Source organism: Streptomyces sp. T028 (assembly GCF_048159505.1).
Lineage (GTDB): Bacteria > Actinomycetota > Actinomycetes > Streptomycetales > Streptomycetaceae > Streptomyces.
The window spans coordinates 37,833-62,837 of the sequence record NZ_JBLRVZ010000042.1 but is presented as its reverse complement, the minus strand read 5'-3'; the positions used below and the strand labels follow the sequence as shown (position 1 = coordinate 62,837).

27 protein-coding genes and 5 pseudogenes are annotated in these 25,005 nt (G+C 70.7%); 16 read left to right on the top strand and 16 right to left on the bottom strand.

What is annotated here, in order from left to right; all coding sequences use genetic code 11:
* Positions 1–213 precede the first annotated feature (213 nt).
* The gene (locus ACLZN2_RS36125) at positions 214–795 is read right to left on the bottom strand and encodes a TetR/AcrR family transcriptional regulator (protein WP_416983743.1); all 582 of its coding nucleotides are present in this window, start codon (positions 793–795) and stop codon (positions 214–216) included.
* A 322-nt stretch (positions 796–1,117) separates the two neighbouring features.
* Here ACLZN2_RS36125 and ACLZN2_RS36120 point away from each other — a divergent pair, with 322 nt between their 5' ends.
* The 4 genes and pseudogenes from ACLZN2_RS36120 to ACLZN2_RS36105 all read left to right on the top strand — a co-directional run bounded on the left by ACLZN2_RS36120 (position 1,118) and on the right by ACLZN2_RS36105 (position 2,461).
* Positions 1,118–1,522, top strand: coding sequence for a hypothetical protein (locus ACLZN2_RS36120; RefSeq protein ID WP_416983742.1), 405 nt, complete (start codon positions 1,118–1,120; stop codon positions 1,520–1,522).
* Positions 1,426–1,932: pseudogene (locus ACLZN2_RS36115) on the top strand (maleylpyruvate isomerase N-terminal domain-containing protein); the annotation flags it as partial. The gene ACLZN2_RS36120 and the pseudogene ACLZN2_RS36115, both read left to right, overlap by 97 nt.
* Positions 1,933–1,942: 10 nt before the next feature.
* Positions 1,943–2,164: a hypothetical protein gene (locus ACLZN2_RS36110; protein ID WP_416983741.1), complete on the top strand. Its 222-nt coding sequence runs from the start codon at positions 1,943–1,945 to the stop codon at positions 2,162–2,164.
* 90 nt (positions 2,165–2,254) lie between these two features.
* Positions 2,255–2,461, top strand: coding sequence for a hypothetical protein (locus ACLZN2_RS36105; protein WP_416983740.1), 207 nt, complete (start codon positions 2,255–2,257; stop codon positions 2,459–2,461).
* 32 nt (positions 2,462–2,493) lie between these two features.
* Here ACLZN2_RS36105 and ACLZN2_RS36100 read toward each other — a convergent pair whose 3' ends face one another.
* Positions 2,494–3,057: a DinB family protein gene (locus ACLZN2_RS36100; RefSeq protein WP_416983739.1), complete on the bottom strand. Its 564-nt coding sequence runs from the start codon at positions 3,055–3,057 to the stop codon at positions 2,494–2,496.
* A 242-nt stretch (positions 3,058–3,299) separates the two neighbouring features.
* On the opposite strand from ACLZN2_RS36100, the gene ACLZN2_RS36095 reads away from it, so the two are divergent.
* A complete protein-coding gene (locus tag ACLZN2_RS36095) occupies positions 3,300–3,953 on the top strand; it encodes a PadR family transcriptional regulator (RefSeq protein ID WP_416983738.1) in 654 nt (217 codons plus the stop codon).
* 76 nt (positions 3,954–4,029) lie between these two features.
* On the opposite strand, the gene ACLZN2_RS36090 is transcribed toward ACLZN2_RS36095, so the two are convergent.
* Positions 4,030–4,458 (bottom strand): SRPBCC family protein, encoded by a 429-nt coding sequence (locus ACLZN2_RS36090; RefSeq protein ID WP_416983736.1) that lies wholly within the window; start codon positions 4,456–4,458, stop codon positions 4,030–4,032.
* 243 nt (positions 4,459–4,701) lie between these two features.
* Between ACLZN2_RS36090 and ACLZN2_RS36085 the strand changes: the two genes are divergently transcribed.
* Positions 4,702–5,268: a Clp protease N-terminal domain-containing protein gene (locus ACLZN2_RS36085; RefSeq protein WP_416983735.1), complete on the top strand. Its 567-nt coding sequence runs from the start codon at positions 4,702–4,704 to the stop codon at positions 5,266–5,268.
* A gap of 168 nt (positions 5,269–5,436) precedes the next feature.
* Positions 5,437–6,441 carry an EamA family transporter gene (locus tag ACLZN2_RS36080; RefSeq protein WP_416983734.1) on the top strand — a complete coding sequence of 335 codons (1,005 nt, stop codon included), beginning with the start codon at positions 5,437–5,439 and terminating at the stop codon, positions 6,439–6,441.
* Between the two features lie 40 nt (positions 6,442–6,481).
* Here ACLZN2_RS36080 and ACLZN2_RS36075 read toward each other — a convergent pair whose 3' ends face one another.
* On the bottom strand, positions 6,482–7,180 hold the full coding sequence (locus ACLZN2_RS36075; RefSeq protein ID WP_416983733.1) for a pyridoxamine 5'-phosphate oxidase family protein: 699 nt from the start codon (positions 7,178–7,180) through the stop codon (positions 6,482–6,484).
* A gap of 36 nt (positions 7,181–7,216) precedes the next feature.
* Here ACLZN2_RS36075 and ACLZN2_RS36070 point away from each other — a divergent pair, with 36 nt between their 5' ends.
* Entirely contained in the window at positions 7,217–8,548 is a 1,332-nt protein-coding gene (locus tag ACLZN2_RS36070; RefSeq protein WP_416983732.1) for an aminotransferase class I/II-fold pyridoxal phosphate-dependent enzyme, read from the top strand.
* A 158-nt stretch (positions 8,549–8,706) separates the two neighbouring features.
* On the opposite strand, the gene ACLZN2_RS36065 is transcribed toward ACLZN2_RS36070, so the two are convergent.
* The gene (locus ACLZN2_RS36065) at positions 8,707–9,654 is read right to left on the bottom strand and encodes a DMT family transporter (protein WP_416983730.1); all 948 of its coding nucleotides are present in this window, start codon (positions 9,652–9,654) and stop codon (positions 8,707–8,709) included.
* Between the two features lie 74 nt (positions 9,655–9,728).
* Here ACLZN2_RS36065 and ACLZN2_RS36060 point away from each other — a divergent pair, with 74 nt between their 5' ends.
* Positions 9,729–10,631, top strand: a complete 903-nt coding sequence (locus ACLZN2_RS36060) for a LysR family transcriptional regulator (protein WP_416983728.1) — start codon at positions 9,729–9,731, stop codon at positions 10,629–10,631.
* A gap of 46 nt (positions 10,632–10,677) precedes the next feature.
* Here the strand turns inward: ACLZN2_RS36060 and ACLZN2_RS36055 are convergent, their stop codons facing one another.
* The gene (locus ACLZN2_RS36055; protein ID WP_416983726.1) at positions 10,678–11,145 is read right to left on the bottom strand and encodes a pyridoxamine 5'-phosphate oxidase family protein; all 468 of its coding nucleotides are present in this window, start codon (positions 11,143–11,145) and stop codon (positions 10,678–10,680) included.
* A 110-nt stretch (positions 11,146–11,255) separates the two neighbouring features.
* Here ACLZN2_RS36055 and ACLZN2_RS36050 point away from each other — a divergent pair, with 110 nt between their 5' ends.
* On the top strand, positions 11,256–11,903 hold the full coding sequence (locus ACLZN2_RS36050) for a cysteine hydrolase (RefSeq protein WP_416983724.1): 648 nt from the start codon (positions 11,256–11,258) through the stop codon (positions 11,901–11,903).
* Here ACLZN2_RS36050 and ACLZN2_RS36045 read toward each other — a convergent pair.
* The gene (locus ACLZN2_RS36045) at positions 11,890–12,402 is read right to left on the bottom strand and encodes a Rieske (2Fe-2S) protein (protein WP_416983723.1); all 513 of its coding nucleotides are present in this window, start codon (positions 12,400–12,402) and stop codon (positions 11,890–11,892) included. The two genes, ACLZN2_RS36050 and ACLZN2_RS36045, sit on opposite strands and share 14 nt — an antisense overlap.
* A gap of 334 nt (positions 12,403–12,736) precedes the next feature.
* Between ACLZN2_RS36045 and ACLZN2_RS36040 the strand changes: the two are divergent.
* A pseudogene (locus tag ACLZN2_RS36040) lies at positions 12,737–13,144 on the top strand (dihydroxy-acid dehydratase); the annotation flags it as partial.
* Between the two features lie 118 nt (positions 13,145–13,262).
* Positions 13,263–13,319 (top strand): annotated as a pseudogene (locus tag ACLZN2_RS36035) (hypothetical protein); the annotation flags it as partial.
* Positions 13,320–13,322: 3 nt separating this feature from the next.
* Here the strand turns inward: ACLZN2_RS36035 and ACLZN2_RS36030 are convergent.
* Positions 13,323–13,766, bottom strand: coding sequence for a winged helix-turn-helix transcriptional regulator (locus tag ACLZN2_RS36030; protein WP_416983722.1), 444 nt, complete (start codon positions 13,764–13,766; stop codon positions 13,323–13,325).
* A 130-nt stretch (positions 13,767–13,896) separates the two neighbouring features.
* On the opposite strand from ACLZN2_RS36030, the gene ACLZN2_RS36025 reads away from it, so the two are divergent.
* Complete coding sequence (locus ACLZN2_RS36025) at positions 13,897–14,769, top strand: aldo/keto reductase family oxidoreductase (protein ID WP_416983721.1); 873 nt, start codon at positions 13,897–13,899, stop codon at positions 14,767–14,769.
* A gap of 327 nt (positions 14,770–15,096) precedes the next feature.
* Positions 15,097–15,942, top strand: a complete 846-nt coding sequence (locus tag ACLZN2_RS36020; RefSeq protein ID WP_416983720.1) for a pyridoxal-phosphate dependent enzyme — start codon at positions 15,097–15,099, stop codon at positions 15,940–15,942.
* A gap of 581 nt (positions 15,943–16,523) precedes the next feature.
* Here ACLZN2_RS36020 and ACLZN2_RS36015 read toward each other — a convergent pair.
* The 8 genes and pseudogenes from ACLZN2_RS36015 to ACLZN2_RS35980 form a co-directional block, all read right to left on the bottom strand.
* Positions 16,524–16,997, bottom strand: a complete 474-nt coding sequence (locus tag ACLZN2_RS36015; protein WP_416983718.1) for a hypothetical protein — start codon at positions 16,995–16,997, stop codon at positions 16,524–16,526.
* Entirely contained in the window at positions 16,994–17,437 is a 444-nt protein-coding gene (locus ACLZN2_RS36010; RefSeq protein WP_416983717.1) for a sensor histidine kinase, read from the bottom strand. The genes ACLZN2_RS36015 and ACLZN2_RS36010 overlap by 4 nt, the downstream gene beginning before the upstream one ends.
* A 40-nt stretch (positions 17,438–17,477) precedes the next feature.
* Positions 17,478–18,407, bottom strand: a complete 930-nt coding sequence (locus tag ACLZN2_RS36005; protein ID WP_416983715.1) for a HAMP domain-containing protein — start codon at positions 18,405–18,407, stop codon at positions 17,478–17,480.
* 51 nt (positions 18,408–18,458) lie between these two features.
* Positions 18,459–18,734 carry a hypothetical protein gene (locus ACLZN2_RS36000; protein ID WP_416983791.1) on the bottom strand — a complete coding sequence of 92 codons (276 nt, stop codon included), beginning with the start codon at positions 18,732–18,734 and terminating at the stop codon, positions 18,459–18,461.
* Between the two features lie 234 nt (positions 18,735–18,968).
* Positions 18,969–19,169: pseudogene (locus tag ACLZN2_RS35995) on the bottom strand (transposase); the annotation flags it as partial.
* Positions 19,170–19,195: 26 nt separating this feature from the next.
* Positions 19,196–20,146, bottom strand: coding sequence for an SDR family NAD(P)-dependent oxidoreductase (locus ACLZN2_RS35990; RefSeq protein ID WP_416983714.1), 951 nt, complete (start codon positions 20,144–20,146; stop codon positions 19,196–19,198).
* An 835-nt stretch (positions 20,147–20,981) separates the two neighbouring features.
* Entirely contained in the window at positions 20,982–22,379 is a 1,398-nt protein-coding gene (locus ACLZN2_RS35985) for a hypothetical protein (RefSeq protein WP_416983712.1), read from the bottom strand.
* Positions 22,380–22,574: 195 nt separating this feature from the next.
* On the bottom strand, positions 22,575–24,056 hold the full coding sequence (locus ACLZN2_RS35980; protein WP_416983711.1) for a LuxR C-terminal-related transcriptional regulator: 1,482 nt from the start codon (positions 24,054–24,056) through the stop codon (positions 22,575–22,577).
* Between the two features lie 24 nt (positions 24,057–24,080).
* Here ACLZN2_RS35980 and ACLZN2_RS35975 point away from each other — a divergent pair.
* Positions 24,081–24,521, top strand: a pseudogene (locus ACLZN2_RS35975) (carboxylesterase family protein); the annotation flags it as partial.
* A gap of 44 nt (positions 24,522–24,565) precedes the next feature.
* A complete protein-coding gene (locus ACLZN2_RS35970) occupies positions 24,566–24,949 on the top strand; it encodes a RidA family protein (protein ID WP_416983710.1) in 384 nt (127 codons plus the stop codon).
* The last annotated feature ends 56 nt before the right edge of the window (positions 24,950–25,005 follow it).

The following is a 25,005-nucleotide window of genomic DNA, read 5'->3' as shown; positions in this document are numbered from 1 at the left end:
TCGTCCGGTTGGCAAGCGTGGATCCGAATGCGAGTCGGGTGCGGGCACCGGGCGGCGCGCCCGCCGGGTACCGGTGCAGGGGCCGCGGGATGAAGTGGCCGGGGCGGCCGGGATCGCAGAGTGGATGCGAAGCGGGTGCACGAAAGGGCGGTCGGCGGAATCCATCCGTCGACCGCCCATCGCCTCCCGTCGCTCTCGCGGGCCTGGTGGTCCTCAGTGCCGCCCAGGGGCCCCCGCGCGCAGGCCGTCCATGACGAGGTCGAGCAGTCGGGTGGTCATGGTGTGCCAGTCTCCGCGGATGTCGATCTGCCAGATGCCGGCGATGGCGAGGAGGAAGTCGTCGGCGGTCACCCCCGGGCGGATGGTGCCGGCCTCGTGGTTGGCGTTGAGCAGGAGTTCGATCGATCCGTGCACCAGTGAGTATCCCGACAGCTCCGACCCTCCCGTCGCACTGGCGGCCTGGCGCAGCGCGTCCGCCAGTCCGGTCTTGGCCATGATGAAGCGGGCGAGCCGGTCCATCCATGCGCGCAGGGCCTGGTCGGGCTCGCTGGTCTTCAGTAGCTCGGCCGCACTGTCGGTGAGTTGCTGTACCTCGTGGTGGTACGCCTCGAGGACGAGCGCCTCGCGATTGGGGAAGTTGCGGTAGAGCGTGCCCTGCCCGACGCCCGCCTTCTTGGCGATCTGGCTCATCGGGACATCCACGGAACGCGCCAGTTCGACCAGTGCCACCTCCAGGATGCGCTCCCGGTTGCGCTGCGCGTCCAACCTCTGGGGCCCGCCATTCCTCGACTCCACATGCCCTCCTCTCGGGCTCGCGTCCGAAGCCCTTGTCTAACCGGACGACCGTCCGCTACGTTCCCCATACCGGATTGCTGTCCGATTACGTTTCACCATAGCGGGCGAAATCGCTCGGCGTCATTGGCCCGTGGCGTGTGCCACTGGCGTCCGTCCCCCCCCCCCCCCGCATCCCGCCTGATCACGCCCCGGCATCACCCCTCTTCGGACGTGCCGCCGGATGCCTCTGCCGGCCGGATCGCCCTCCGACGCGCTCGGGATCTGTGACGAAGGCCAGTCCAGGACCACGGACCACCCACCAGGTACAACTCCAGAGACAATCATGAACCTCCCCATGCTCCGCCGCGGTGCCGCCTTCCTCGGCGTCGGCATCCTCGCCGCGGCCGCGCTGACCGCAGGCACCACCGCCTCCACCGACACCGCGGTGCCGGCACCCGCGTCCGCACCCGTTGCGGTCACCCTGCACGACGCCCGGGCGAGCCACGAGGCGGTCAACAAGCGCACCGCGGTCGCGTTCCTGGACCTCGCCATAAATCAGAAGAAGCCTCGCGAGGCTGCCGACCGCTACCTGGGCGCCCTCTACATCCAGCACAACCCCCGGATCACCGACGGCAAGGAGGCGTTCGTCGCCTGGGTGGAAGCCTCATCGCGGCGGCCCCAGAGGTCAGGATCGACTTCAAGAGAGCTCTCGCCGACGGCGATCTCGTCATGCTGCACAGCCACGTGACGATGTCCCCGACCGACCGCGGCACGGCGGCGGCAGACATCCTCCGGCTGAGGAACGGCAAGATCGTCGAGCACTGGGACGTACTCCAGGCCGTGCCTGACACATCGGCCATGAGTGAACGCGCCGACCAGATCATCGCCGCTCTGCGCAGCGGACACGACCACCTCGCCTCGCTGGTGCGCGGCCTGGGTACGGTCGACCTCATCCGGCAGTCCGGGGCGGCGGCGTGGGACGTGTCGCAGGTGCTCGGTCACCTGGGCAGTGGTGCGGAGATCGCCCTGGCCGTCCTCGAAGGCGCTCTGGACGGCACCGGCCCCAAGGACGCGGACTTCAACAAGTCGGTGTGGGCGCGCTGGGACGCGATGGCCCCGGGCGGTCGGCGCCCTGCTGCGCAACACCGCCGGGGCCATCACCCTCGTGGTGGGCGCGCTGTTCCTGGTGCCCGGCCTGGTCGAACTGCTGCCGGGCACCTGGAACGACACGATCGGCCCGTATCTGCCGTCGAACGCGGCGAATGCGTTCATGACGGTGCAGACGGAGAGCGGCGCGCTGTCCCCCGGACCCGGCCTCGCGGTGTTCGCCGGCTACATCGCCGTACTCCTGGCCGGCGCGGCCGTACAGCTCACGCGGCGCGATGCCTGAGCCCGTGGCCGCCGCCACCGCGCCGACCCGCCCGTACCCCTCCGGTACGGGCGGGTGGCCCCGTCTGTCGTACGCGGGGACGGTGCAGTCGTGATCGGCCCGGCGTCGCTGAGACGGGTGTTGGGCGTTCACCCGCGCCTGCTGGATACCGCCCTCGCCAACCTCGTCGGCGCAGGCGGAGTGCTGTACCTCGTGCTCGGACGACCGTCCTACGGCGCATCGCTTTCGGGTGTTGACGCCGTAGCCGCCGGGGCCGCGTTCCTGCTCGTGCTGGCCCGCCGCCGGGCACCCACGTAGGTTTCCGAAGCTCGATCGCCGGTTACCGAAAGTCATATTCGGTGCGGTACGGCTCCGTCCTGCCGGCGGTAGAGGTCGCGCAGCAGGGAAATCTCGGCGCCGTGATGGATCAGCTCCCTGTTGACGTGCAGGACCCTGTTCTCCATGGCAAACCGCTCGGGACCCACCGTGGGTGGATTGTCCAGGTCGGCGTCCGAGAGCTTGCGGACCCCCGCGTTCCATCTCCCATACATCTCATCGAGCTGTTTCAGCGCCTCGTCAGCGGTCCCCGCGTAGGCGAATGTCTGGGAGTCGACGTCCTGGCCGCCGAAGTACCATCCGACCCGATAGCCCAGGCACGAGACGATGATGTGCGCCAGCCGCCAGGCGATCGTGGTCACCGGTGCCGGCACCGGGGCAGGGGACGCGGAGTCCATCGTCCATTCCCCCGAGCCTTTCGACATCGGTGCGGCCGACGTGCCACGTGGGCGGATGCTCCAGCAGCCGCGCACCGGCTCCCAGAAGTACTCCTCGTCGGTAAGACCGTCCAGCCGTGGCCGCAGGTTCTTGCGCCAGTACCAGTCCAATTGCTCCGCGAGCCGCTCGCTTCTTGTCATTGCCGCACACTACAGACCCGTCGAGCAGAGTGATCGTCGCCGTCTGCGGTCATCCTCCATGGTCACAACAGGCAGTCATCCCTAACTGGCACAGAAGTCAATCGATCGGCCTTCGCTGGCAATCGATCAACACCCAGTGGCACAGGTCAGCTCACCCCGCACGGCGAGCCTTGCCAAGCGAACTATTCCGATATATCGTTGACGCATCGCGACAGATCAACGATGGAATGGAGTGGTTTGCGATGCGTACCCACGGATTCGAGCGTGGACATGGACAGGACGGCCCCTGGAGCGGCCGCGGTGGACGGGGCGGACGGCGTGCGGCCTTCGGTCCCTTCGGGCCGGGTGGCCCCGGTTTCGGTCCCGGAGGCCCCGGCGGTCCCGGTTTCGGTCCGGGTGGACCGGGCTTCGGTCCCGGCCCCTGGGGCGGACGAGGGCGCGGCGGGCCCAGGGGAAGGGCGCGGCGCGGTGACGTACGGGCCTCGATCCTGGCCCTGCTCAAGGACCGTCCGATGCACGGTTACGAGATGATCCAGGAGATCGCCGAGCGCAGCGGCGGGGCGTGGAAGCCCAGCCCGGGCTCGGTGTACCCGACCCTCCAGCTGCTGGAGGACGAGGGCCTGATCAGCAGTGAGAGCGAAGGCGGCAAGAAGCTGTTCTCGCTCACCGACGAGGGCCGCGCGGCGGCCGAGGAAGGCCCCGAAGCCCCCTGGGAGGAGGCCACCCGTGGCGTCGACTGGGAGGCCCTCGGCGAGATCCGCCAGGCCGGATTCGGTCTGATGGAGGCCTTCGGGCAGGTCTGGAAGACCGGCAGCAAGGAGCAGCGCGACAAGGCCCTCACGGTCATCAACGAGGCCCGCAAGAAGCTGTACCTGATCCTCGCCGACGAGGACTGACGGCAGCCGTACGGCGGTGAAGGCGCCCCGTGGAGTGATCCGCGGGGCGCCTTCGTGTGCCGTACGTCGTCCGCGCTCAGGCCACCAGTCCGCCCAGCTTGCGCAACGACTCGTTCAGGGCGGCCGTTCCCGAGTCCTTCAGCTTGCCCGCCATCAGTGACACGGCGGCGCCCGTGAACTCGCCGTCGATGCGGACCGTCGTGGCATCCCCGTCCGGGGTGAGGGTGTAGCGCGTGGCGACGGACACCGCCATCGGGCCCTTGCCGCGGATCACCAGCACCCGGGCCGGCTCCAGCTCCGCGACCGTCCACTCGACCTCGGCCGGGAAGCCCATGAGCTTCATGTTCTCCTGGAAGGTCGCGCCCACCTCCAGGGTGTCGGGGCCGCCCTGGGGGAAGTTGGTGTGCGTCGCGTTCCACTCCCCGTACGCCGGCCAGTCGGTGAGCTGGGCCCACACCTTCTCGGCCGGTGCCTGGATACGTGCCTCCGCGCTGACTTCGGCCATGAGACCACCCTCCTCGTGTCGGGCAACTGGGCTGCGGTGTCGCGGAACGTAGCTCCAGGGCCTCGAACATTCAATACTGATGAACCGTCAGGGAATGTGGAGGAAGTCCTCCCCTGAGGGTGGGCGTGGCCTGATCTCATCCGTAAGGAGGAGATTGCGGCGGCCGGTGTCCGCTCTGCGTGGGACCCGCAGATGCTTCCCTCCGGGGATGACGCGACCGGACGGGACTGATGGGGTGGGGATGTGCAATCCCGTATTCCCCGGCAGTCGACGAACGACCAGGCGACGCACGGGACGGACGACGACCCCAGACTCGACGCCGAGTCCGCGGCCGTACTCGCCGCTGCCCGCCGCCGTGCGGTGCGCGACGGGGACCGGCAGATCGACACCGCCCACCTCCTGCACTCCCTCCTCGAACACGACCCGCGGGTCCGTGCCGCCTTCGGCGACGGGCCCCAGCTCGCCCGGCTGCTCGGCTATCTCGTCCAGCGCAGCATCGGCTACGGCCTGCGCTGGCAGAGCGGTGTCGAGGACTCCGGGGCACTGCCCGTCGTCCCGGTGGCCGAGGGGTTCTCGCCGCTCGCGGCCGCCGCGCTGGAACAGGCGTGTGCCCGCGGCGGCCGGGGCGGCGGTGCGCGGGCCCGCGGACTCGACCTGCTCGCGGCGATCGTCATGGACCCGCAGGCGCGGGCCGTCGAGGTCCTCACCCACGCCGGGATCGACGTGTACGAACTGCGCGTGCGGATCGAGGAGAACCTGGCGGCGCGGACGCTGGAGGAGTGCGCCGGGGGCCACGAGCCGACCCACTGAACCGGCCCCGATCCCGACCCTGATCCTGGCCCCGATCCCGACCCTGATCCTGGCCCTGATCCCGGCCCTGATCCTGGCCCTGATCCCCGCCCCGATTCCGGCCCCTCCCGTCCATCTCCCGAGACAGGTGTCATCTGGGGTGACGGTCATGTCGTCGCCTGTCATCATGTGCCGGTGCGTACGTCTGTGAGCAGTCAGGGCAGCCGCGGCAAGGGCATCGGGCTCGGGCTGGCGGCCGGGTCGGCGATCGCCTTCGGGGGATCGGGGGTCGCGGCCAAGCCGCTGATCGAGGCGGGGCTCGACCCGCTGCATGTCGTGTGGCTTCGGGTGACCGGTGCCGCCCTCGTGATGCTGCCGCTCGCCGTGCGGCACCGCGCGCTGCTGCGCCGACGCCCCGCGCTGCTCGCCGGGTTCGGTCTGCTCGCGGTGGCCGGGGTCCAGGCCTTCTACTTCGCCTCGATCTCCCGGATGCCGGTCGCGGTCTCGCTGCTCCTGGAGTACCTCGCGCCCGCCCTGGTGCTCGGCTGGGTGCGGTTCGTGCAGCGGCGGCCGGTGACCCGTGCCGCAGCGGTCGGTGTGGTCCTCGCGGTGGGCGGGCTCACCTGTGTCGTCGAGGTGTGGTCGGGACTGCGCTTCGACGCCCTCGGCCTGCTGCTCGCGCTGGCCGCCGCCTGCTGCCAGGTCGGCTACTTCGTCCTGGCCGACCAGGGCGGCGACTCCGGCGACGACGCCCCCGACCCGCTCGGTGTGATCGCCTACGGTCTGCTGATCGGCGCGCTGGTCCTCACCGTCGTGGCCCGCCCGTGGGGCCTGGACTTCTCCGTGCTGACGGGCACCGCCGACCTGAACGGCACCCGGGTCCCGGCCTGGCTGCTGCTGGTGTGGATCGTGCTGATCGCCACGGTCGTCGCGTACGTCACCGGAGTGCTCTCCGTGCGCCGGCTCTCCCCGCAGGTCGCGGGTGTCGTGGCCTGTCTGGAGGCGGTCGTCGCGACCGTGCTGGCCTGGGTCCTGCTGGGCGAGCATCTCTCGGCGCCGCAGCTCGCCGGCGGCGCGATGGTGCTGCTCGGCGCGTACATCGCCCAGTCGTCGGCGCCCGCCAAGAGCTCCCCCCAGCCGGTCGCCGGCGCCGGGCCCGAGCGGGACGCGTCCGCCCACCGAACCGCCGTCTGACCCGGGCGGGGGCCGGCGTCATGGCGACGGCGGCGGTGCGTCACAGCATCGCCAGATAGTCCGGGACCTCGGTGCCGGGGGCGAGGTCGGCCTCCGGGAGCGGGGTGCCGTAGCCCTTGCGCAGGGGGAGCACCCCGGCCCAGTGCGGAAGGGCCAGGTCCTCGGGCTCTTCGTTCACCCCGCCGGTGCGGGTCTTGGCGGAGACCTCGTTCAGATCGAGGCGGATCACCGCGGTCGCCGCCAGTTCCTTCTTGTTGGCCGGGCGGGAGTCGGCGGCGCGGCCCGGGACGACATGGTCGACCAGGGCGTCGAGCGCGGTGCGCTTCTCCTGCGGGTCGGTGACGTCGTACGCGAGGCCGTGCACCACGACCGAGCGGTAGTTGATCGAGTGGTGGAAGGCCGAGCGGGCCAGGACGAGACCGTCCACATGCGTCACCGTCAGGCACACCGGCAGCCCCGGGTCGGCCTTGCCCGCCATCCGCAGGGGGCGTGAGCCCGTCGAACCGTGTACGTACAGGGTTTCGCCGACCCGGCCGTACAGCGTCGGCAGCACCACGGGCGCGCCGTCGCGGACGAAGCCGAGGTGGCAGACGTACCCCTCGTCGAGTATCGCGTGCACCAGTTCCTTGTCGTAGGAGGCCTTCTGCGGGGCGCGCGTGGGGACCGTGCGGTCGGTCGCGGGATACGCGGAGGGCTGAGGTGCCGGCTGGTGAGTCCCCTGGATCGGCGTTTTCCGCATTGGCGTTCTCCATTGCACTAGTGCATAATCTTCTTTGTGCTAGGAGAGTATCCGATCAAGGGCCGCCGCGCAGCGGACATTTCCGCGAGCATCGAGCGCGCGGTGGGTGAAGGTGCCCTGGAACCGGGCCAACTGCTGCCGCCGATGCGGGAGTTGGCGGCCACGCTCGGGGTGAACCCGAACACGGTCGCGGCCGCGTACCGCACCCTGCGCGAGCGCGGGGTCATCGAGACGCACGGGCGCCGGGGCAGCCGGGTGCGGCCCAAGCCCGCCACCACCGGCCGCGAGAAGGTGCGCGTCGACGTGCCGGAGGGGGTCCGCGACCTGGCGGACGGCAACCCCGACCCGGCCCTGCTGCCCCCGCTGGCGAGCGCGTTCGCGGCGGCGGCCGAACGCGGCGACCGCGAGCCGGTCCTGTACGGGGACGACCCCGTGGATCCCGAGCTGGCCCGGGCGGCCCGTGCCGCGCTCGACGCCGACGGTGTGCCCGCCGGACCGCTCACCGTGGCCTCCGGCTCCCTGGACGCCGTCGAGCGCGTCCTCGCCGCACACCTCAAGCCGGGCGACGGCGTCGCGGTGGAGGACCCCGGATGGGGACGCACCCTCGACCTCGTCCCGGCCCTCGGGCTGCGCACGGTCCCGGTCGGCGTCGACGACGAGGGCCCGCTCCCGGACGACCTGCGCGTGGCTCTGGAGGGCGGGGCGCGGGCCGTACTGATCACCGACCGGGCCCAGAACCCCACCGGCGCCTCCGTCACCGCGGCACGCGCGCGTGCGTTGCGTTCCGTCCTCGCCGATCACCCCGGGGTCCTGCTGATCGAGGACGACCACGCTCACGGCATCGTCGACCTACCGCTGCATCCCCTCGCCGGCGTCACCCGGCACTGGGCCTTCGTCCGCTCGGTCGCCAAGGCCTACGGCCCCGACCTGCGGCTCGCCGTGCTGACCGGCGACGAGATCACGGTGGACCGGGTGCGGGGGCGCCAGCGGCTGGGCCCCGGGTGGGTGAGCCTGATCGCCCAGCGGGCGGTGGTGCGGCTGTGGGCCGACGGCGCGGTGGACGGTACGGCGGTGGCGTCGGCGTACCGGCAACGGCGCGAGGCGCTGATCGCCGCGCTGGCCGAGCGGGGGGTCGCCGCGCACGGGCGCAGCGGGATGAACGTGTGGGTGCCCGTGCCCGACGAGACCGGGGTGGTGGCCAGGCTGCTGCACGCGGGGTGGGCGGTGTCACCGGGAGCGCGGTTCCGGCTGAGCGCCGGGCCTGGCGTACGGATCACCGTGTCGACGTTGCGGGAGGAGGAGGTCGGCCCCCTCGCGGACGCGATGGCAGCGGCGCTGGGCCCGGTTCCCTCTCGCAGCTACGTCTAGCGCCTTGGGGGTGCGGGTTGTGGGCGAGCGCGCGTGCGTTGTGGTTGATCGCGCCCACGCGGCGGAGCCGCAAGTCGAAACAGCCCCGCGCCCCTGGTGGGTCACCTCGTCCGTGCTTGAGGCGGTGCCGCCCCCGCCGGCACGGTCACCGTGGTGGGTCACCTCGTCCGTGCCTGAGTCAGTGCCGCCCCCGCCAGCACGATCACCGCCCCCACCGGCGTCGACCAGCTCAGCGGCTCGCCCAGCAGCGCGACCCCCGCCCCCGTCGCGATCACCGGGATGAAGTACGTGACCATCTGCGCGGTCGTCGGACCCACCTCCGCGACCAGGCCGTACTGGATCAGCAGGGCCAGCCCGGTGCCCAGGGCACCCAGCGCGGCGATCGCCAGCAGCGGCAGCAGCGAGAAACGGTCTGGAACGCTGGTGAAGACCGGGGTGACGACGGCCAGTTGGAGACTGGCCACGCCCAGCTGCGCACCGGTCATCGACAGGGCCGAGGCCCCCGTCCCGGCCAGGGTGCGACGGACGTAGATCCAGCCGATCGGGTAGCTCAGCGAGGCCAGCAGGGCCAGCGCCGTGCCGCGGGCGTCCAGGCCGTCAAAGCCCTGCCAGGCGCCCAGGACCGTCAGGACGCCGAGGAAACCGAGGCCGAGCCCCGCGACCCGGACCCGGGTCGGCCGGTCCTCGGACAGGGCGACCAGGGACAGGGCCATGCCCCACAGGGGTGAGGTCGCGTTGCAGATGCCGGCCAGGGTGGAGGGGATCGTCAGCTCGGAGTAGGCGAAGAGCGAGAACGGCAGCGCGTTGACCAGGAAGGCGGCGACTGTCAGATGCGCCCAGGTGCGGGCCCCGCGCGGGAGGCGCTCCCGCTTCACGGTCATCGCGGCCGCCAGCACCGTCGTCCCGAACACCAGCCGGCCCAGGGTCACCTGGAACGGGGCGTAGTTGTGGGTGCCCACCTTGATGAGCAGAAAGCTGAAGCCCCAGATCAGCGAGAGCGCGCCGAACCGCACGCGCCAGTCCAGGGTGCGACGGGCGCGGGGGACTGCGGCGGCGGAGGTACGGGCGGCGGAGGTGTCGATGGCGGTGTCGGCGGGGGTGGTCATGGCAGCAACGATGCTGCACAGCACCTCGTAGTACAATCGAGAATTCGCACCCGGTACCTCGTAGCATTGCTTATATGTTGAACCTGGAGCGCCTGCGTACCCTCGACGCCCTCGCCCGGCACGGCTCGGTCAGTGCCGCCGCGGTGGGCCTGCACATCACCACCTCGGCCGTCTCGCAGCAGCTGGCCAAACTGGAGCGGGAGGTCGGACAGCGGCTCCTGGCCAAGCACGGGCGCGGGGTGCGGCTCACGGACGCGGGGCGGCTGCTCGCCGACCACGCGGCCCGGATCCTGTCCCAGGTCGAGCTGGCGCAGTCCGATCTGGAGGCCCAACGCGGCCAGGTGGCGGGGGAGTTGCGGATCTCCGCGTTCCCGACCGCCGCGCGCGGGCTGTTCCCCGTCGCGCTTGCCGAACTGCGCAAGGCCCATCCAGGGCTGCGGCTGCGCTCCTGCGAACTGGAGCCGGAGAACGGCGTCGCGGGGGTCGTCCGCGGCGATCTGGATCTCGCGGTCGTCCTGGACTGGTACAACAAGCCGATGCCGGTGCCGGACGGGCTGGTCAAGGCGCCCGTCCTGGACGACCCGGCCGATGTCGCCATGCCGGCCGGGCATCCGCTCGCGGGCCGGGACGAGGTGGATCTCGGGGAGTTCGCCGGGGACGAGTGGATCACCTGGGGCGAGGGCGAGTTCTGTCACGAGTGGCTGATGTTCACGCTGCGCTCGCGGGGAGTCGAGCCGATCGTCGGCCACCGGGCCGCCGAGACCCACACCCAACTCGGTCTGGTCGCCGCCGGGTTGGGCGTCTGCATCGCACCGCTGCTCGGTCGTCACCCGGTGCCCGAGGGGGTCGTCATGGTCCCGCTGAAGCAGCGGGTGCGCCGCCATGTGTACGTGGTCTGGCGGGCGGACGCGGACCGCCGTCCGTCGATCCGGGCGGCGGTCGAGGCCCTCAAGTCGGCCGGAGCCGCCGTGGGTTGATCAGTCCACAGCTTCAGCCCGCAGCTTCAGCCCAAAACTCAGGGGGTCACCCGTCGGCCAGCTTGCGGAAGTCCCAGGAGACGACCTTCTCCGGCCGCAGCCGCACCCACGCGTGGCGCCCGTCGTGCGGCATCGCGTCCAGGCCGAAGTTCTTGCGGGCGAACAGCGTCTCCACGGCGTCGAGTTCGGCGCACAGCTCACCGGTGCGCGGAGCCTCGCCCACGAACTCCACGGTGCCGGACAGCTCGACGCCCCGCAGCGACTCGTACTCCTCGCCCGTGTCGACCACGATCGCGACCCGCGGATCTCGGTTCAACTGTGTCCAGCGCTTGCTGCGCATGACCGAGTACAGCCACAGCGCGCTGCCGTCCCACAGGAACCACAGGGCGCTCACGTGCGGGGCGCCGTCGGCGGACACGGTGGCCACCCGGCAGGTGCGCTGCGTGGTGAGGAACGCGTCCAGCTCCCCCGGCGACATCATGATCTTCCGGCCCCGGCGCTGAGTGACGGTCATCCGGCCCCCTCATTCTTCTTCTCTTGTCACTGCTTCCCGTGTACTGCTTACCAGTACGACTTTTCTGACACTGTGTCAGAAAAGCGAGTATCCCGACACCAGGGGGAACCGTGCCGTCGTCCGAAGAGCTCCGGGACCTCCTCGACCCCGCCACCACCGTGCTGCTCACGGTGGAGTGCCAGCGGGGTGTCGTCGGCCCCGGTGCCGCACTGCCTCAACTCGCTGCCGCCGCAAGGGAGTCGGGCGCCCTCACCAACGTGGCCCGGCTGGTCGACGCCGCCCACGAGGGCGGGATCCAGGTCGTCCACGCCGTCGCGGAACGCCGCCCCGACGGCCGGGGCGCGAACCGCAACGCACGCCTCTTCCGCGCCACCGAACGCCTGCCCGTCCAGCAACTCACCGGCACCGACGCGACCCGTGTCGCGCCCCCGGTCGAGGTCGCCGAGCAGGACCTCGTAGTACGGCGGCTGCACGGGCTGTCGCCGATCCAGGGCACCGAGGTGGACGCCCTGCTGCGCAACCTCGGCTGCCGCACGCTGGTCGTGACCGGGGTCTCGGCCAACGTGGCGATCCCGAACGCCGTCTTCGACGCGGTCAACCGGGGCTACACGGCCGTCGTGCCCTCCGACGCCGTCGCGGGGGTGCCTGCCGACTACACCCCCGCGATGATCCGCCACACACTCGCGTTGGTCGCCACGGTCGCGACCACGGACGAGGTGCTGACGGCCCTTCGGCAGCCGGATGTCAGGCCAGCGTGATCGAGTCGCCACTGACGGTGATCTTCACCTCGGGCAGCGCCTGGGTCGCCGGACCGCTCTTGACGCTGCCGTCCTCGATCGAGAAGTTGCTGTTGTGGCACGGGCAGTTGATGACCCCGGACGCGATGCTCTTCACCGCGCAGCCCTGGTGGGTGCACACGGCCGAGAACGCCTTGTACGTGCCCGCCGTCGGCTGGGTGACGACCACCTTCTCGGAGTCGAAGATCTTGCCGCCGCCCTCGGGGATGTCGGCGGTCGTGGTCAGCGCCGCGCCGCCCGCGCTGTCCCCGCCGCCTGTGCCGCCGGTGCTCGCGGACTCACTGGCCCCCGTCGAGCCCGTGGAGCCGGTCGTCCCGCCGGTCGAGGCCGACGAACTGTCGGAGGAGTCGTCGGACCCTCCGCACGCGGTCAGCGCGACGGAGAGCCCCGCGGCTCCGGCGGCCGCCATGACGGTACGGCGGGCGGGCTTCGACGCGGAGTTGATCGATGCGCTGGTCATGCTGAGGATTCCCTTCCAAGGGGGTGCGTGGATCTGCCGAAAGGTACGGTCGGTGGGCGCCGCTTGTTCAGAGCCCCCGCCAAGTCCGGACAGTGTCGAGATATTGACCGGTTCGAGATCAGACCCGCGTAAGCCAGAGCTGTCGCGGAGCTGTCGGCCCCGGCCCATCCGGCCCCAGTACCCGGGTGATGCTCCAGGAAGTCACCGCCACCCGCTAGTCACGGCGTAGTGTGAGGGCGGCTCGCCGCCGGGGCTCGTCGAAGCCGACGACTCCGGAACATACGTCATGAAGTTGTCCACCAGACTCCTCTGACCTGCGCCGATTCGATCCAGGGTGCCTGTGACCAGCACACATGAGTCTTTCGGCGTCTTTCAGGGAGGTGCCGCGTCATGCGGTCGGTTCTCCCCAAGCGCTCCCCGGGGCCGCCGAGACTCCGCCCCAACCTGGCCCGGCTGGTCCTTCTCGACACCGGCATCCGTGCGCTCCGCACCGACTGGCCCGAGCGGTCCCGCTCGCGGCCCTCAGGCCCAACGGCACACACGGCGACGCCTGACTGTCTCCGGCCGCAGGGTCGCCGAACTCGCCGAGCAGGCCCCCGCCCCGGACGGAGAGGTACTGCGTCCCCTGACCGACCCGGTGAAGCCGGAACCCGGCCTGCTGATCCTGCGGGGCAGCCTCGCGCCCGACGGCGCCATCGTCAAGGTCGCCGGAGTCGGCACCGCCCGCAGGCAGTTCTCGGGGCCCGCCCGCGTCTTCACGGGGGAGGACGAGGCGATCACCGCACTGGGCGAGTCCGCCATCCGCCTGCGACGTTGGCGAACTCTCCGGCCTCAACCACGGACTGGTCGTCGGCCAGGTCATGCCGGAGGCGGCGGACGGCGGACCGCTTGCCGGTGTGCGTGACGGCGACCGGAAGCTCTCAGCCGATGCGGCTGTCGTACGTCTCGCGGTTGGCGAGCACATCGTCCATGTGCGCCTCGGCCCAGGCCTTGAGGCCGCGCATCGTTTCGTACAGGGACAGACCGAGATCGGTCAGCTCGTAGGAGACCGTGACAGGCACGGTCGGCGTCACGGTGCGGGTCACCAGGCCGTCGCGCTCCAGGGAGCGTAGCGTCTGGGTGAGCATCTTCTGGCTGACGCCCGCCAGCAGGCGCAGCAGCTCCGAATAGCGCATCGCCCGGGGCTCGCCGGCGCAGTCGGTACCTGGCTGATGCGGGCTGTCGCTGCCGAGCGCGGCCAGGATCAGCGTGACCCATTTGTCAGAGATCCGGTCGAGAAGCTTGCGACTGGGGCAGACCGCCAGGAAAGCGTCGTACTCCGCCTTGGCCTGTGCCCTCTGCTGGGCTGCCGTGATCGTTGCCATCGACCGCTCCTCTCACCTGCGGGTGCCTTACGCACTCCGAAGTGCCTACTTCCCGTCAGGAAGCTACATCCTGATGATGATGCAAGGCGCCGTCAGGCACCACCACCCAGTTCAACGCGAAAGGCCCAGTATGAGCACGCCCCCTGCCCTTCTTCCCGGCAGCACCTGGCCCCTGGGCGACCTGACCGTCACCCGGTTCGGCTACGGCGCCATGCAGCTCGCCGGCCCGTGGGTCATGGGCCCGCCCGCCGACCGCGACGGCGCACTCGCCGTTCTCCGTGAGGCCGTCGGCCTCGGCATCACCCACATCGACACCTCCGACGCCTACGGGCCGCGTTTCACCAACCAGCTGCTCCGTGAAGCGCTGCACCCGTACCCCGACGCGCTGCACATCGTGACGAAGGTCGGTGCGACCCGGGACCAGGAGGGAGGCTGGCCCCCGGCCCGGCGGCCCGAAGACCTGCGCCGGGCCGTCCATGAGAACCTGGAGCGCCTCGGCCTCGAGGCGCTGGACGTGGTCAATCTCCGCATCGGCGATGCCCAGGGCCCCCAGCCCGGCTCGCTCGTCGAGGCGTTCGAAACACTTGTCGAACTCCAGCGGCAGGGCCTGATCCGGCACCTCGGCGTGAGCAACGCGACGGCGGAACAGGTCGCCGAGGCGCAGGCGATAGCGCCGATCGTGTGTGTGCAGAACATGTACAACCTCGCCCACCGCCACGACGACGAGCTGATCGACGAGCTCGCCGAGCAGGGCATCGCCTATGTGCCCTTCTTCCCGCTCGGCGGCTTCACCCCGCTGCAGTCCTCGGCACTCACGGCCGTGGCCACCCGGCTCGACGCGACGCCGATGTCGGTCGCCCTGGCCTGGCTGCTGCAGCGCTCACCGAACATCCTGCTGATCCCCGGCACCTCGTCGGTGGCGCACCTGCGCGAGAACGTCGCGGGCGCGGGACTGTCGCTCTCCGACGAGGATCTCACCGAACTGGACAAGATCGGCCGCTGACGGCGGTAGCCGAGGGCTTCCCTTGTCGCGGGTGCGGGCCCTGGAATGTCTCCGACCGGGAGCAGGAACTGACAGCGCGCCCCTCACCGTGCTGCCGCCCGACTGGGCCGACCTGCCCGACACGTTCACCTCATCGCGTGCCACGCCCTACGATACGACCGATATGTCCATCCTTGCCCAGAGGTATTCCGGCTCCCTTGGACACCGCCCATGAACGCACAGCCCGTCAGCATCCCCTCCTTGAACGACATCGCGTCGGCAGCCAGACGGATCCGCAACGTAGTGCGCCGCACACCCGTGATATAGGCGGCGGCCGGGGAATTGGACGTGCCCATCCCCGTCATTTTGAAGCTGGAATTCCTCCAGCACACCGGCTCCTTCAAAGTCCGCGGCGCATCGAACAACCTCGCCCTCCTGCGTGCCGCGGAAGGCGGTGCCCCGACGGCCGGCGTCTGCTGCGCGTCGGGAGGCAACCACGGGGCCGCCGTGGCCTGGGCGGCGCGCGAAGCGGGCCTGCCCGCCACCGTGTTCGTGCCCGACTTCTCACCCAGGGCCAAGACCGACGTCATCGAATCTTTCGGCGCACGCCTGCACCGCGTCGAAGGCTTCTACGCCGACGCACTGGCAGCCAGCCAGGACCATGCCCGGCACGAGGGCGCCTTCCACATCGACGCCTACGACGCCCCGCAGACGGTGGCAGGGCAGGGCACGCTCGGCCTGGAACTCGCCGAGCAGGTACCGGAGGGGCAGCCCGTGCTGGTCGGGTGCGGTGGAGGAGGCCTGTACGCAGGGGTCGCCCTGGCGCTGGACGGACGCAACCGCGTGACCGCAGCTGAACCGTCCTCAGCGCCCTCGCTCACAGCAGCGCTGGAGGCAGGGAAACCGGTGGACGTGGAAGTCGGCGGGATCGCCTTGGACAGCCTGGGTGCCCGCCGGGCGGGCCGCATAGCCACCGCTGTCGGCCTCTCGCTCGGCATGAAGACCCTCACCGTCGCAGACGAGGACATCGCCGCCGCCCGCGCACTCCTCTGGCAGCGGCTACGCATCGTGGCCGAACCCGGCGGAGCCACCGCTCTCGCCGCGCTGCTCGCCCACCCCGAACACTTCCCGGACGGGGCCACCGTCGTCGTCTCAGGAGCCAACACAGCACCCTCGTCGAGTATTGGCCGTTGAGGAGCCGTTGCCGTACCGAGAGATTGAGAGCGGTAAGGGAGTGGGTGTGGCCTGCTTTCTGTCCGCGGCAGCTACCCGGTGACGGAGCGCCGCTTCGTGGAACTCGGCGGTCGCTCGGCCCACGTCGCCGACCGACTGGCCCTCGTCCTGGAGGCCGCACACGAGAACCAACAGACGCCGTGAGATGTCCCGGGCGAGCGTGTGCCGCGACTCCTGCACGGTCAACTGCCGGTTCATTTACCGCCGACAGGCGTCGTCCACCGGGTCGACCACCCGAAACGGGGAGAGAAGATGTAGCCGAGCATGCTGACCGTCACCTGTCTGCCGCACCTGCTGCGGCCGGACATGCTGCGAATCTGTCAGACCGCAACTCGGTCGCGGTATCCGTCAGCCAACTGCACCTGGGCAGTCGTCGGCCTGCGGTTACCGCCGGATCGAACCGTCCGGGGCTTCACCTACGCCGCCGAAGAAAGCTGGTCCAGCGCAACATCCAGGCCGGCGCAGCGAACTCCTCACCGGAGGCCCGAGCGCACGTACCGACAGAGAGCTTGCGCTTCTCGGAATTCACCAAAGAGGAGCAGTCACGTGAACAGTGGGCAGGTCCGCTTCTTGTCCGACTCCGGCGTCGGCTGGACGAACTGGACCTGCACCTTCGTCTCCTTCGACCCGCCACTCTGCACGTGAACTCCCAGCGCCGTGCAGACGATCTGGTCGATGCCGCGCGGCGTCACCTCATCGATGGTCAAGGGCACCACGAGCCGGATCATCACTGAGGTGGTGGTCACCACTACCCGCGTGATCTCGACCGGGGCGATCTCCGTGCGCAGCCCCGAGCCTCCCGGTCCGGTCAGCAGCAGCGACACCGCATCGGAGATCGTGCCCATCCGTCCGGTCCGGCGCAGCCGCGGCTCGAGATCGCCGTCGGCGCCGACGAAGTAGAGCGTCGCGCCGGGAGCGACACCTGTCGGCGGCTCGCCCGCCTCGACGACTCCTGAGGGCTGGATGCCGCAGCCCGTGAGCAGCACGGGCAGCAGCGCCCACCAGATCCGTCTCACGGCTCCTCCCGGTTGCGGGGCAGTGTCAGTACGAAGCACGCGCCGCCCTCGGCCGCCTGGCCGGCGGTGAGATCGCCTCCGTGCAGGCGGGCGTTCTGCAGGGCGATGGCGAGCCCGAGCCCGCTTCCGGGGGTGCGGGAGCGGGCGGCGTCGGCCTTGTAGAAGCGGTCGAAGACGTGCGGCAGAACGTCCGCGGGCAGCCCGGGGCCGGCGTCGGAGACGGTGACCGTGACGTGCCAGGCGTCGGCGGCGAGGTACACCCGCACCGGAGGGGCGCCGTGCCGCAGGGCGTTGCCGACGAGGTTCGCCATGACGACGTCGACCCGGCGCCGGTCCGCGCGCAGGTGGATCTGCTCGCGCGCCAGGACGTCGACATGACCGAGCCAGCCTCGCGCGCGCAGGCAGTCATGCACGGCGGCGGCCAGGTCGACGTCCTCCATCCGCAGCCGCGCGGTCCCGGCGTCGAAGCGGGAGACTCCATCAGGTCCTCGACGAGACGGACAAGCCGGTGGGTCTCGTCGATCGCCAGCTCGCGGATTCCTGTGCGTCGGGATCCGGTTGGTGGTCGGCCGTGGTCGCCAGCACCTCCACGACGGCCGTCAGGGTGCTCAACGGCGTGCGCAGTTCGTGGGAGACGTCGGCGGCGAACCTCTTGGCGTCCGCCTGCATGGGCGCCATCGTGTTCATCGACTTCTGCAAGGACTCGGCCATCTCGTTCACGGTCAGGCTCAACTGGGCCAGCTCGTCGGCGCCGATCCGGGGTGACCGTGCGTCGAGGTCGCCGTCGGCCAAGCGGCGTGCGGTGTCGCGCAGTTCGCGCACCGGCCGCAGCACGCTGCGCGCGGCGAGCAGGGCCGGCAGCGCCGCCAGCGGCAGGGCCAGCGCGGCGGTCCGGGCGGCGGAAGCGGTCAGGTCGTCGATCTGTCGCTCGATGCCGTCGAGGTCGCGCACGGCGTACACCTCGATACCCGACGGGGTGCGCGTTCCGTCCGGGGCGGTGATGAGGACGGGCATGCCGACCAGCAGCCGCGTTCCGCCGTCGGTCCTGATCCTCTGGGTGACCGGACGGCCGTCTGCGTTGACGGCGGAGCGGGCTTCGTCGGTCACGAGGCCGGCTGTGGGTCCGTCGGCCGACCGCAGGTCATGGTAGGTCACGAGGGTGTCCGGCCCGACGGCTGCACGCAGTCGGTCGAGTGCGTCCTGGTCCGGTGGATACGTCAGCTCCGGTGCGACCGCTTCGACCCGCCCGGTGACGGTCTCGGTGAACCGCTGCTCACTGGAGGTGACGAGTGCGTCGCTCGCCGACCGGGCGCCGGACCACGCGGCCCCGGCGGCCCCGACCATCGTCGCCAGTACGAACGCGACGAGCAGCCGGGGCCGCAGCCCACGCAGCCACTGCGGTTCTGTCATGCCGGTTCGTGAGCGATTGTATTGATCCCCGACGCCGGACTCCGCCCCCGGTCAATTCGCCGGCAACCGGGCCCAGTCGTAGTGCCGGTCACCCTTCAGCCCGTGCCCGGTGCGCATGCGCATCCAGGACTTTGTCGGAACCCTGGCGGCAAGCCGGGTTGCGGTGAAACGGCCGGCGGCGGTGGTGACGGTGTGGTCGGCCTTGACGGCCAGGTCGTAGTCGAAGCCGAGAGCACGGGCGGTGCGTCGCAGTTCCAGGCCGCCGTAGACCTCGTCGCCGGTGAACCATCGGGCGCGTATGCCCTGTTCGTGGGCACGGTGCAACATGGCAGCGGCGAGCTGCGGCTTGGTGGCGAAGATGATTTCGTCCGGCAGGCGTGTGAGCAGCGGCGTTCCTCGTCCTCGGCCCAGGCGGCGGGCAGGTACGGCTCCCGGTCGATCAGCGCGTGGCCGCGCGACGATGCGTAGGTGAGGTGGACAGCGACCTGGCACAGCCCCACCCCGCTCAGACTCCGGAGTACTGGCGAGCCGCGCCCACACAGTCCAGTCCGTGGAGGACTTCTCGTGTTCCGTCCCGTCGATGGCCAAAACCGTCTGTTCCTCGGCGAGTTCACCAGCAGTCCAGCGAGCCAGTCGGTCGCGGGCCGCATCGTGATCCCACGACCCACGGGAAAGAAAGTACTGAAGCCGGTGCGGGCCCGGATGCCCCAGCGCCTCGGCGAGCTCCAGTAACTGAGTGCCGCAGCTGGCCAACCTGAGCACGCTTGTTGGCCAGCGCGCGCCTGGGGCTATCCGGGGATGGTGCCGAGGTCGACGCCTGTCAGGTCACAGCTGGCGTCCCACAACCGCGCCGCTGCGGAGGTGTCGGTGAGGTGGTTCCACGCCCGTTCACGTTGGGGCTTGCCGCGCAGGCCGAAGACGCGCGGTCCATACAGCTGCCCTCCGCGCACGGTGGGGTCCAGCACCGCTCGGACCGCGGGCCATGCGCCGGCGTGCTTGCCCTGGACAAGGAGGGCGGCCGGTGCACCGCACAGCCGCGCACCAGCGGTCCGCACATGGACTGGCGGCCGTGACGGGGTCAGGGAGTCCAGCGCGCCGCCGGGATGGACCACCACGCTTGCCACCGTGCTGTCGACGGCGCGCAGGCGGCGGTCGAGTTCGAGGCCGAAGTACATCTGCGCCAGCTTGGAGCGTCCGTAGGTGAGCTTGGGCCGGTAGTCCTTTAGGGACTGCAGGTCGTCGAGGTCGAGCCGCTCGGACTTCGCCGCGAAGCTGCCCATGGTCACGATGCGGGCCGCAGGTGCGGCCGCCAGCAGCGGCATCAGCCAATGGGTCAGCGCGAAGTGCCCGAGGTGGTTCGTGCCGAACATGAGCTCGTGACCGTCCCCGGTCTCCCGGCGCGGCGGGGCGTCGAGCGCGACACCGGCGTTGTGGACCACCGCGTCGAGGTGTTCCACATCCAGTGATTCCACCGCTGTTCTGAGCGACGAGAAGTCGGCGAGGTCCAGCCGTACGGCCCGCACCCGCGCGCCAGGGACACGCGAGCGGATCGAGGCCGTGGCGACTTCGGCCTTCGCGGGATTCCGGCTGCCCAGTACGACAGTGGCTCCGGTCGCGGACAACTGCTCCGCGACGAAGTACCCGATGCCGGCGTTGCCGCCGGTGACCAGGAAGACGCTGCCATCGGCACGCGGCAGCCGTTGAACATCCCAGGGCGGGGTGGAGGACGTGGACGACATGACGGCGGGGCTCCCCTGCTGTTGAAGGCGACTGCGGCTGCCCTGCAGGACAGCTCGACACCCACGGTTCCAGCGGCCCCCGACACATCGCCTACGGATCACCGACAGCCTCGCCGGACAGCCGACATCCTGCCGACGCGATGCTGGCCCGTCGCATCAGCGATCAAGACTTACAGTTGCCGTGTCTGAGCGGGGGTGCCTTCCTCACCGTGGCAGGCATCCCGTAGCGGCAACGGCCCCCGTCAGTTCGCTGCCACGCCCGCGTCCTCTTCCCAAGCGGGGCAAAGGACTTGGGCGTGGCGGCGTTGTGCCGGCCGCCGAGGAGGCGGCCTCTGCCGCCGTCCGTGCGACGCCTGACGCACCCCGGGAGCGGCCCCTACCACCCTGCCGGTGCCCCGCCGACCCCCGGCCGGGGACTTCCCGCGCCCCTGGACCGTCACCGCCGCTCCGGACGCCGGCACAGGTCTGATCTCCTCGGTCCCTCAAGAGTCGTGCATCACCACGGCGATACCGCGGCGGCCGAGGAGTGGCGGCACCGGATGGCTGGGAGGACGCGATGGTGCCGTACGCGGTGTGGCGCGGACTGTGGTCGATCAAGCGCGACATCTACGCAACGAGCTCTCTGGACGGCCCGCACGACAGCCACCGACTGTCGACTCCTGCTTGCGAAGCTCGAACGGATGACTCGGACCGTGCCTGTACCCCGCTGGTGACCGTTGCAAAGAGGGCTTACCGGATCATCTGGTGAGAACCGTGACGACGGTGCCGTTCCGCACGATCGTCATCTTGCTCGGACCGGCTTCCCTCCACGGTTCGAAGAACGGTTCATCGACTACTAGGCCGTCGTACGACGGCGGCGACGGCAGTAGAGCACGATCCCGGCGAGTACCGCCACCGCGCTCAGAGCGGTCGGCACCAGGACGGCGGGCTTCCGGTACGGCGGGGCCGGAGACGCCTCCAGGGGGATGGCCGCGATGTCGTTGCCGGGGGTGCGGTCGAAAGGGTTGTGGACGCGGATGGTGCCTTTCGCACCAGGGACCCGCCGGTCGACGTGGAAGCGGAACTCGACCGTGGTCGTCCCGTCGGACCCTGGCCAGAACACGTCGCTGTTGAGATCGCAGACGAACGCTCCGCCCGGCTTCCCGGGGCGGTCGCACGCCCACTTCCCGTCCGTGTCCTCGAAGGTGAAGGGGATGGAAGTGACCGTGGTGCCCTCCGGCGGCACCACCTCGAAGCCACCCACGTCACCGCTCGGACTGCCGGGGCCGAGCCGCCGCACCCCGAGCTTCACGCTCACCGTGTCGCCCACCCGGCCCCGGACGGTCCCGGTGACCGGCTCGTAGTCCGCCTGCACGGTGGTGGTGACCCCGACCCTGCCGTGGCTGTCGTCGAAGTCCCGGTGCGCGGCGGTGCGGACCAGGGTGAGCGGTGCGCCCGTGCCGCGGGTCGCGTGTTGGGCGGGCCGGTGCGGGGCCGACGACCAGGTGTAGGTCACCTCGCCGGACAGGGTCTTCGGGGCGGTGACGGTGTACGCCAGCGGTGCGCTCGTGCGGTAGGCGGCGCCCGGGGCTGCCACCGCACGGAACGTGCACCAGGCGGAGGTGGGTGACGGGCCGGCGTAGAAGCAGTTGCTGTAACGGGTGGTCAGTGTGAGGCCCTCGGAGACGTTGACCTGCAGGGCCACGCCATGCGCTGCCGGGAAGCGGGTGTTGTTGGCGAGTCGCGGAGTCACCTGCGCGGGCTTCCCCGGTGCCAGTCCGCTCACGCCCTCCTCCTTCCCGGGCGCCGACAAGGTGGGACCGCCGACTGCCATCCGGGTGGTGCCGGTGATCATGGGCGCGTTGTCGGCGGTCGCCGTGTAGGTCACCGTGCCGCTGTCTCCTGGCTCGACGCCGTCCACGCCGAGGAGGACCAGCGGGTCGTAGCTCTCGCCGTCGCCGTTCTGGAGGTCGCCGTACTCGCAGGTGTAGACCGGGCCCTCGGCCTTGCACATGCGGTTGTCGCCGAGCCGGGCGACGCCCTTCAGGCCGGACGCGTCCACGACCACCCGCACATTGCGGGCCGGGGTGCCGTCCTTGTCCGGCTCGACGAAGACGGGTACGTGGAAGCCGTTGTTCGAGGCTTCGGCTCCCTCGTCCGCGTTGTACATGACGAAGGTCTTCTCGGTCTCGAAGCGCATCACGACGCGGTCCGTGCCGTCGGCGGCGGCGGGTGTCACGGCCGTCGCGAACACCGCTGCAAGGGATGCCAGGAGTCCTGGTATTCGTCTCCGTGAAGGCATCCCGGCACTATGCCACTCGTGGTTCAGTCCGCTACGACCAGCCTTGCCGAAAGCGGAGGAGAGGTGGTTGCGGACCGTGGGCTCCGACACGTGCAGCCGCGCCGCGATGTCGGGGGACGAGTTCTTCCGTGTACGGGCCGGCCGATCTCAGATCTGGGCGCCGACGCCCGACAGGGTGGTGCCTTCGACCACGTCGCGGAGCTGTGACCGGGCGGTGATGCCCAGTTTGGGGAACACCCGGTAGAGGTGGGAACCGACCGTGCGCGGGGAGAGGAAGAGTTTTTCCCCGATCTCACGGTTCGTCAGACCGCGGGCGGCGAGCTGGACGATCTGCTGCTGCTGGGGGCTGAGTTCGGTGAAGGCACTCAGCACCACGCTGCTGGCGGCCTCGATGCCGGCGGCTCGCAGTTCTGCTTTCGCCCGTTCGATCCATGGCCGCGCGCCGAGCCGTTGGAAGGTGTCCAGTGCCGCGGTCAGCAGCGGTCGGGCCTCGGCGATACGACGTTGCCTCCGGAGCCACTCACCGTAGTCCAGCCGTGTCTGTGCCCGCTCGAACGGCCATTGCTCGCCCGCGTCGTCCGCCAGTGCGGACTGGAAGTACGGTTCCGCGTGCTCCGGTTCGGCGAGCAGGGCGCGGCCTCGGTCGAGCAATGCGGTGATCCGTGCCGAGGCGCCCGTACCCAGACGCCGCGCAGACCGCTCCAGCAGTTCGGCGGCCTCCCCCAGCCTTCCTCGGCGGACGGCCGCCGCGGCGAGTTCGGCCAGGACGGTGTAGGAGACGTGATAGTGGACCGGATCGCCGTCGTCGGTGAAGGCGGAGCGGAACTGCGCGTACGCGGTGTCGTAGTCGCCCTCGGCCACTGCCGCCAGGCCGATGGCGCGACGTGCGAAGACCGCGACGGAGCGGCTTTCCAGCGGGTCGACGAGGACCAGCGCCTGCTCGGCCCGGCGTCGCGCGTCGGCCGCCTCGCCCAGCAGCGCAAGCACCGTCGCGTCGAGCGCACGCGCACACGCCTCGGCATGGTCCAGCCCGGCCGCTGACCCCACCGCCGAGATCTCGGCGGCCACCGAGCGGGCCTCGGCCCACCGGCCCTGCTCCAGATAGGCCCAGCCGACGGCGCATCCCAGGCCGTCCGGCAGCGAGCCATGGGCCTGCCACCGGTCGGACGCTTCGTCGAAGGTCCTGGCGGCGAGGGCGGTCTGGTCCAGGATCCAGGCCACGATGGCGAGCGCGGTCAGAGTACCGGCGTCGTCCTTGGCCTCGGCGATGAGTCCGGGCAGCGCCGGGGCGAGGGCGGCTCCCGCGCCGTTGGGGTCGGAGACGGCCAGTACCCAGACGCGCAGGGCGCCCCTGGCGGTCGAGTCCGGCATGGCGGTGAGCAGGTTCTCGATCTGTTGTTGCTGGGACTCCTCGCCCGAGTAGTAGCGGACCACCGCGGCCGCGGCGAGCGCATCCAGCACGCGGGGCGAGTGGGCAACCGCCGCCTCGTCGGCGATGCGTGTCAGCAGGGCGAAGGCCGCCGCATGGTGCCGGCGCAGGGCCATGAGCTGCCCGGCGGCCAGCGAGGCCCTGCTGATCAGTGCCGGGTCGTCACTGCGCCCCCGGACCTCGGCGGCCAGATGTTCCACCGGTGAAGACGGCCATGACGGCGGACGTACCGCAAGTCCCGCCCCGAGGCGTCCTTCGCGGAACTGCGCTCCGCCATCATGGCCGACGCATTGTTCGGCGCGGGCAGCCACGCCCTGGCCGGTGCGCACGCCGCCCACCCGAAGTCCGCCACCTACGCCTACGAGTTCGCCTGGCGCTCCCAGGCACTGGACGGAGAGCTCGGCGCCACCCACGCGGTCGAGCTGCCCTTCGTCTTCGACCTCGCGGACCGGCCCGAGCTCAACGGCCCGAGCGCCCTGCTCGGCCCCGACAAGCCCCCCGCGGACCTCGCCACCCGCGTCCACGAGACCTGGATCCGGTTCGCCCGCACCGGCGACCCCGGCTGGGACCCGTACGACACCGAGCGCCGCGCCACCATGCGCATCGACGCCGAATGGACCCAGGTCGACGACCCCCGCAGCCAGGAACGACAGGCCTGGAGCTGACCCCGCACATGTGTTTCGCCTGCGAACCCCTTTCAAGGAACACCATGACCAGAACCGTCATCACCACCGAGAACGCACCCTCCCTGCCGGCCCCGCTGTCCCAGGGCATCCGCAAGGGCCCCGTTCTGCAGGTCTCCGGGCAGCTCCCCTTCGACCCGGACACCGGCGAGGTCGTCGGCACCACGGTCGCCGAGCAGACCGCGCAGGTCCTGCGCAACGTCACCGCCGTCCTCAAGGCGGCCGGCGCGGGCCTGGAGGACGTCGTGATGCTGCGCGTATACCTCACCGACCCGGCCCACATGGCCGAGATGAACGAGGTGTACGCGGCGGCCGTCGGCGAGCCCTTCCCCGCCCGCACCACCGTCTACATGCAGCTTCCGCCGGGACTGCTCGTCGAGATCGACGCCCTGGCCATGCTGGACGACTGATCACGATGCCCGGTCGTCTGACAAGAGCGTGCACCAACCTGAGGGTTCCGCCGGCG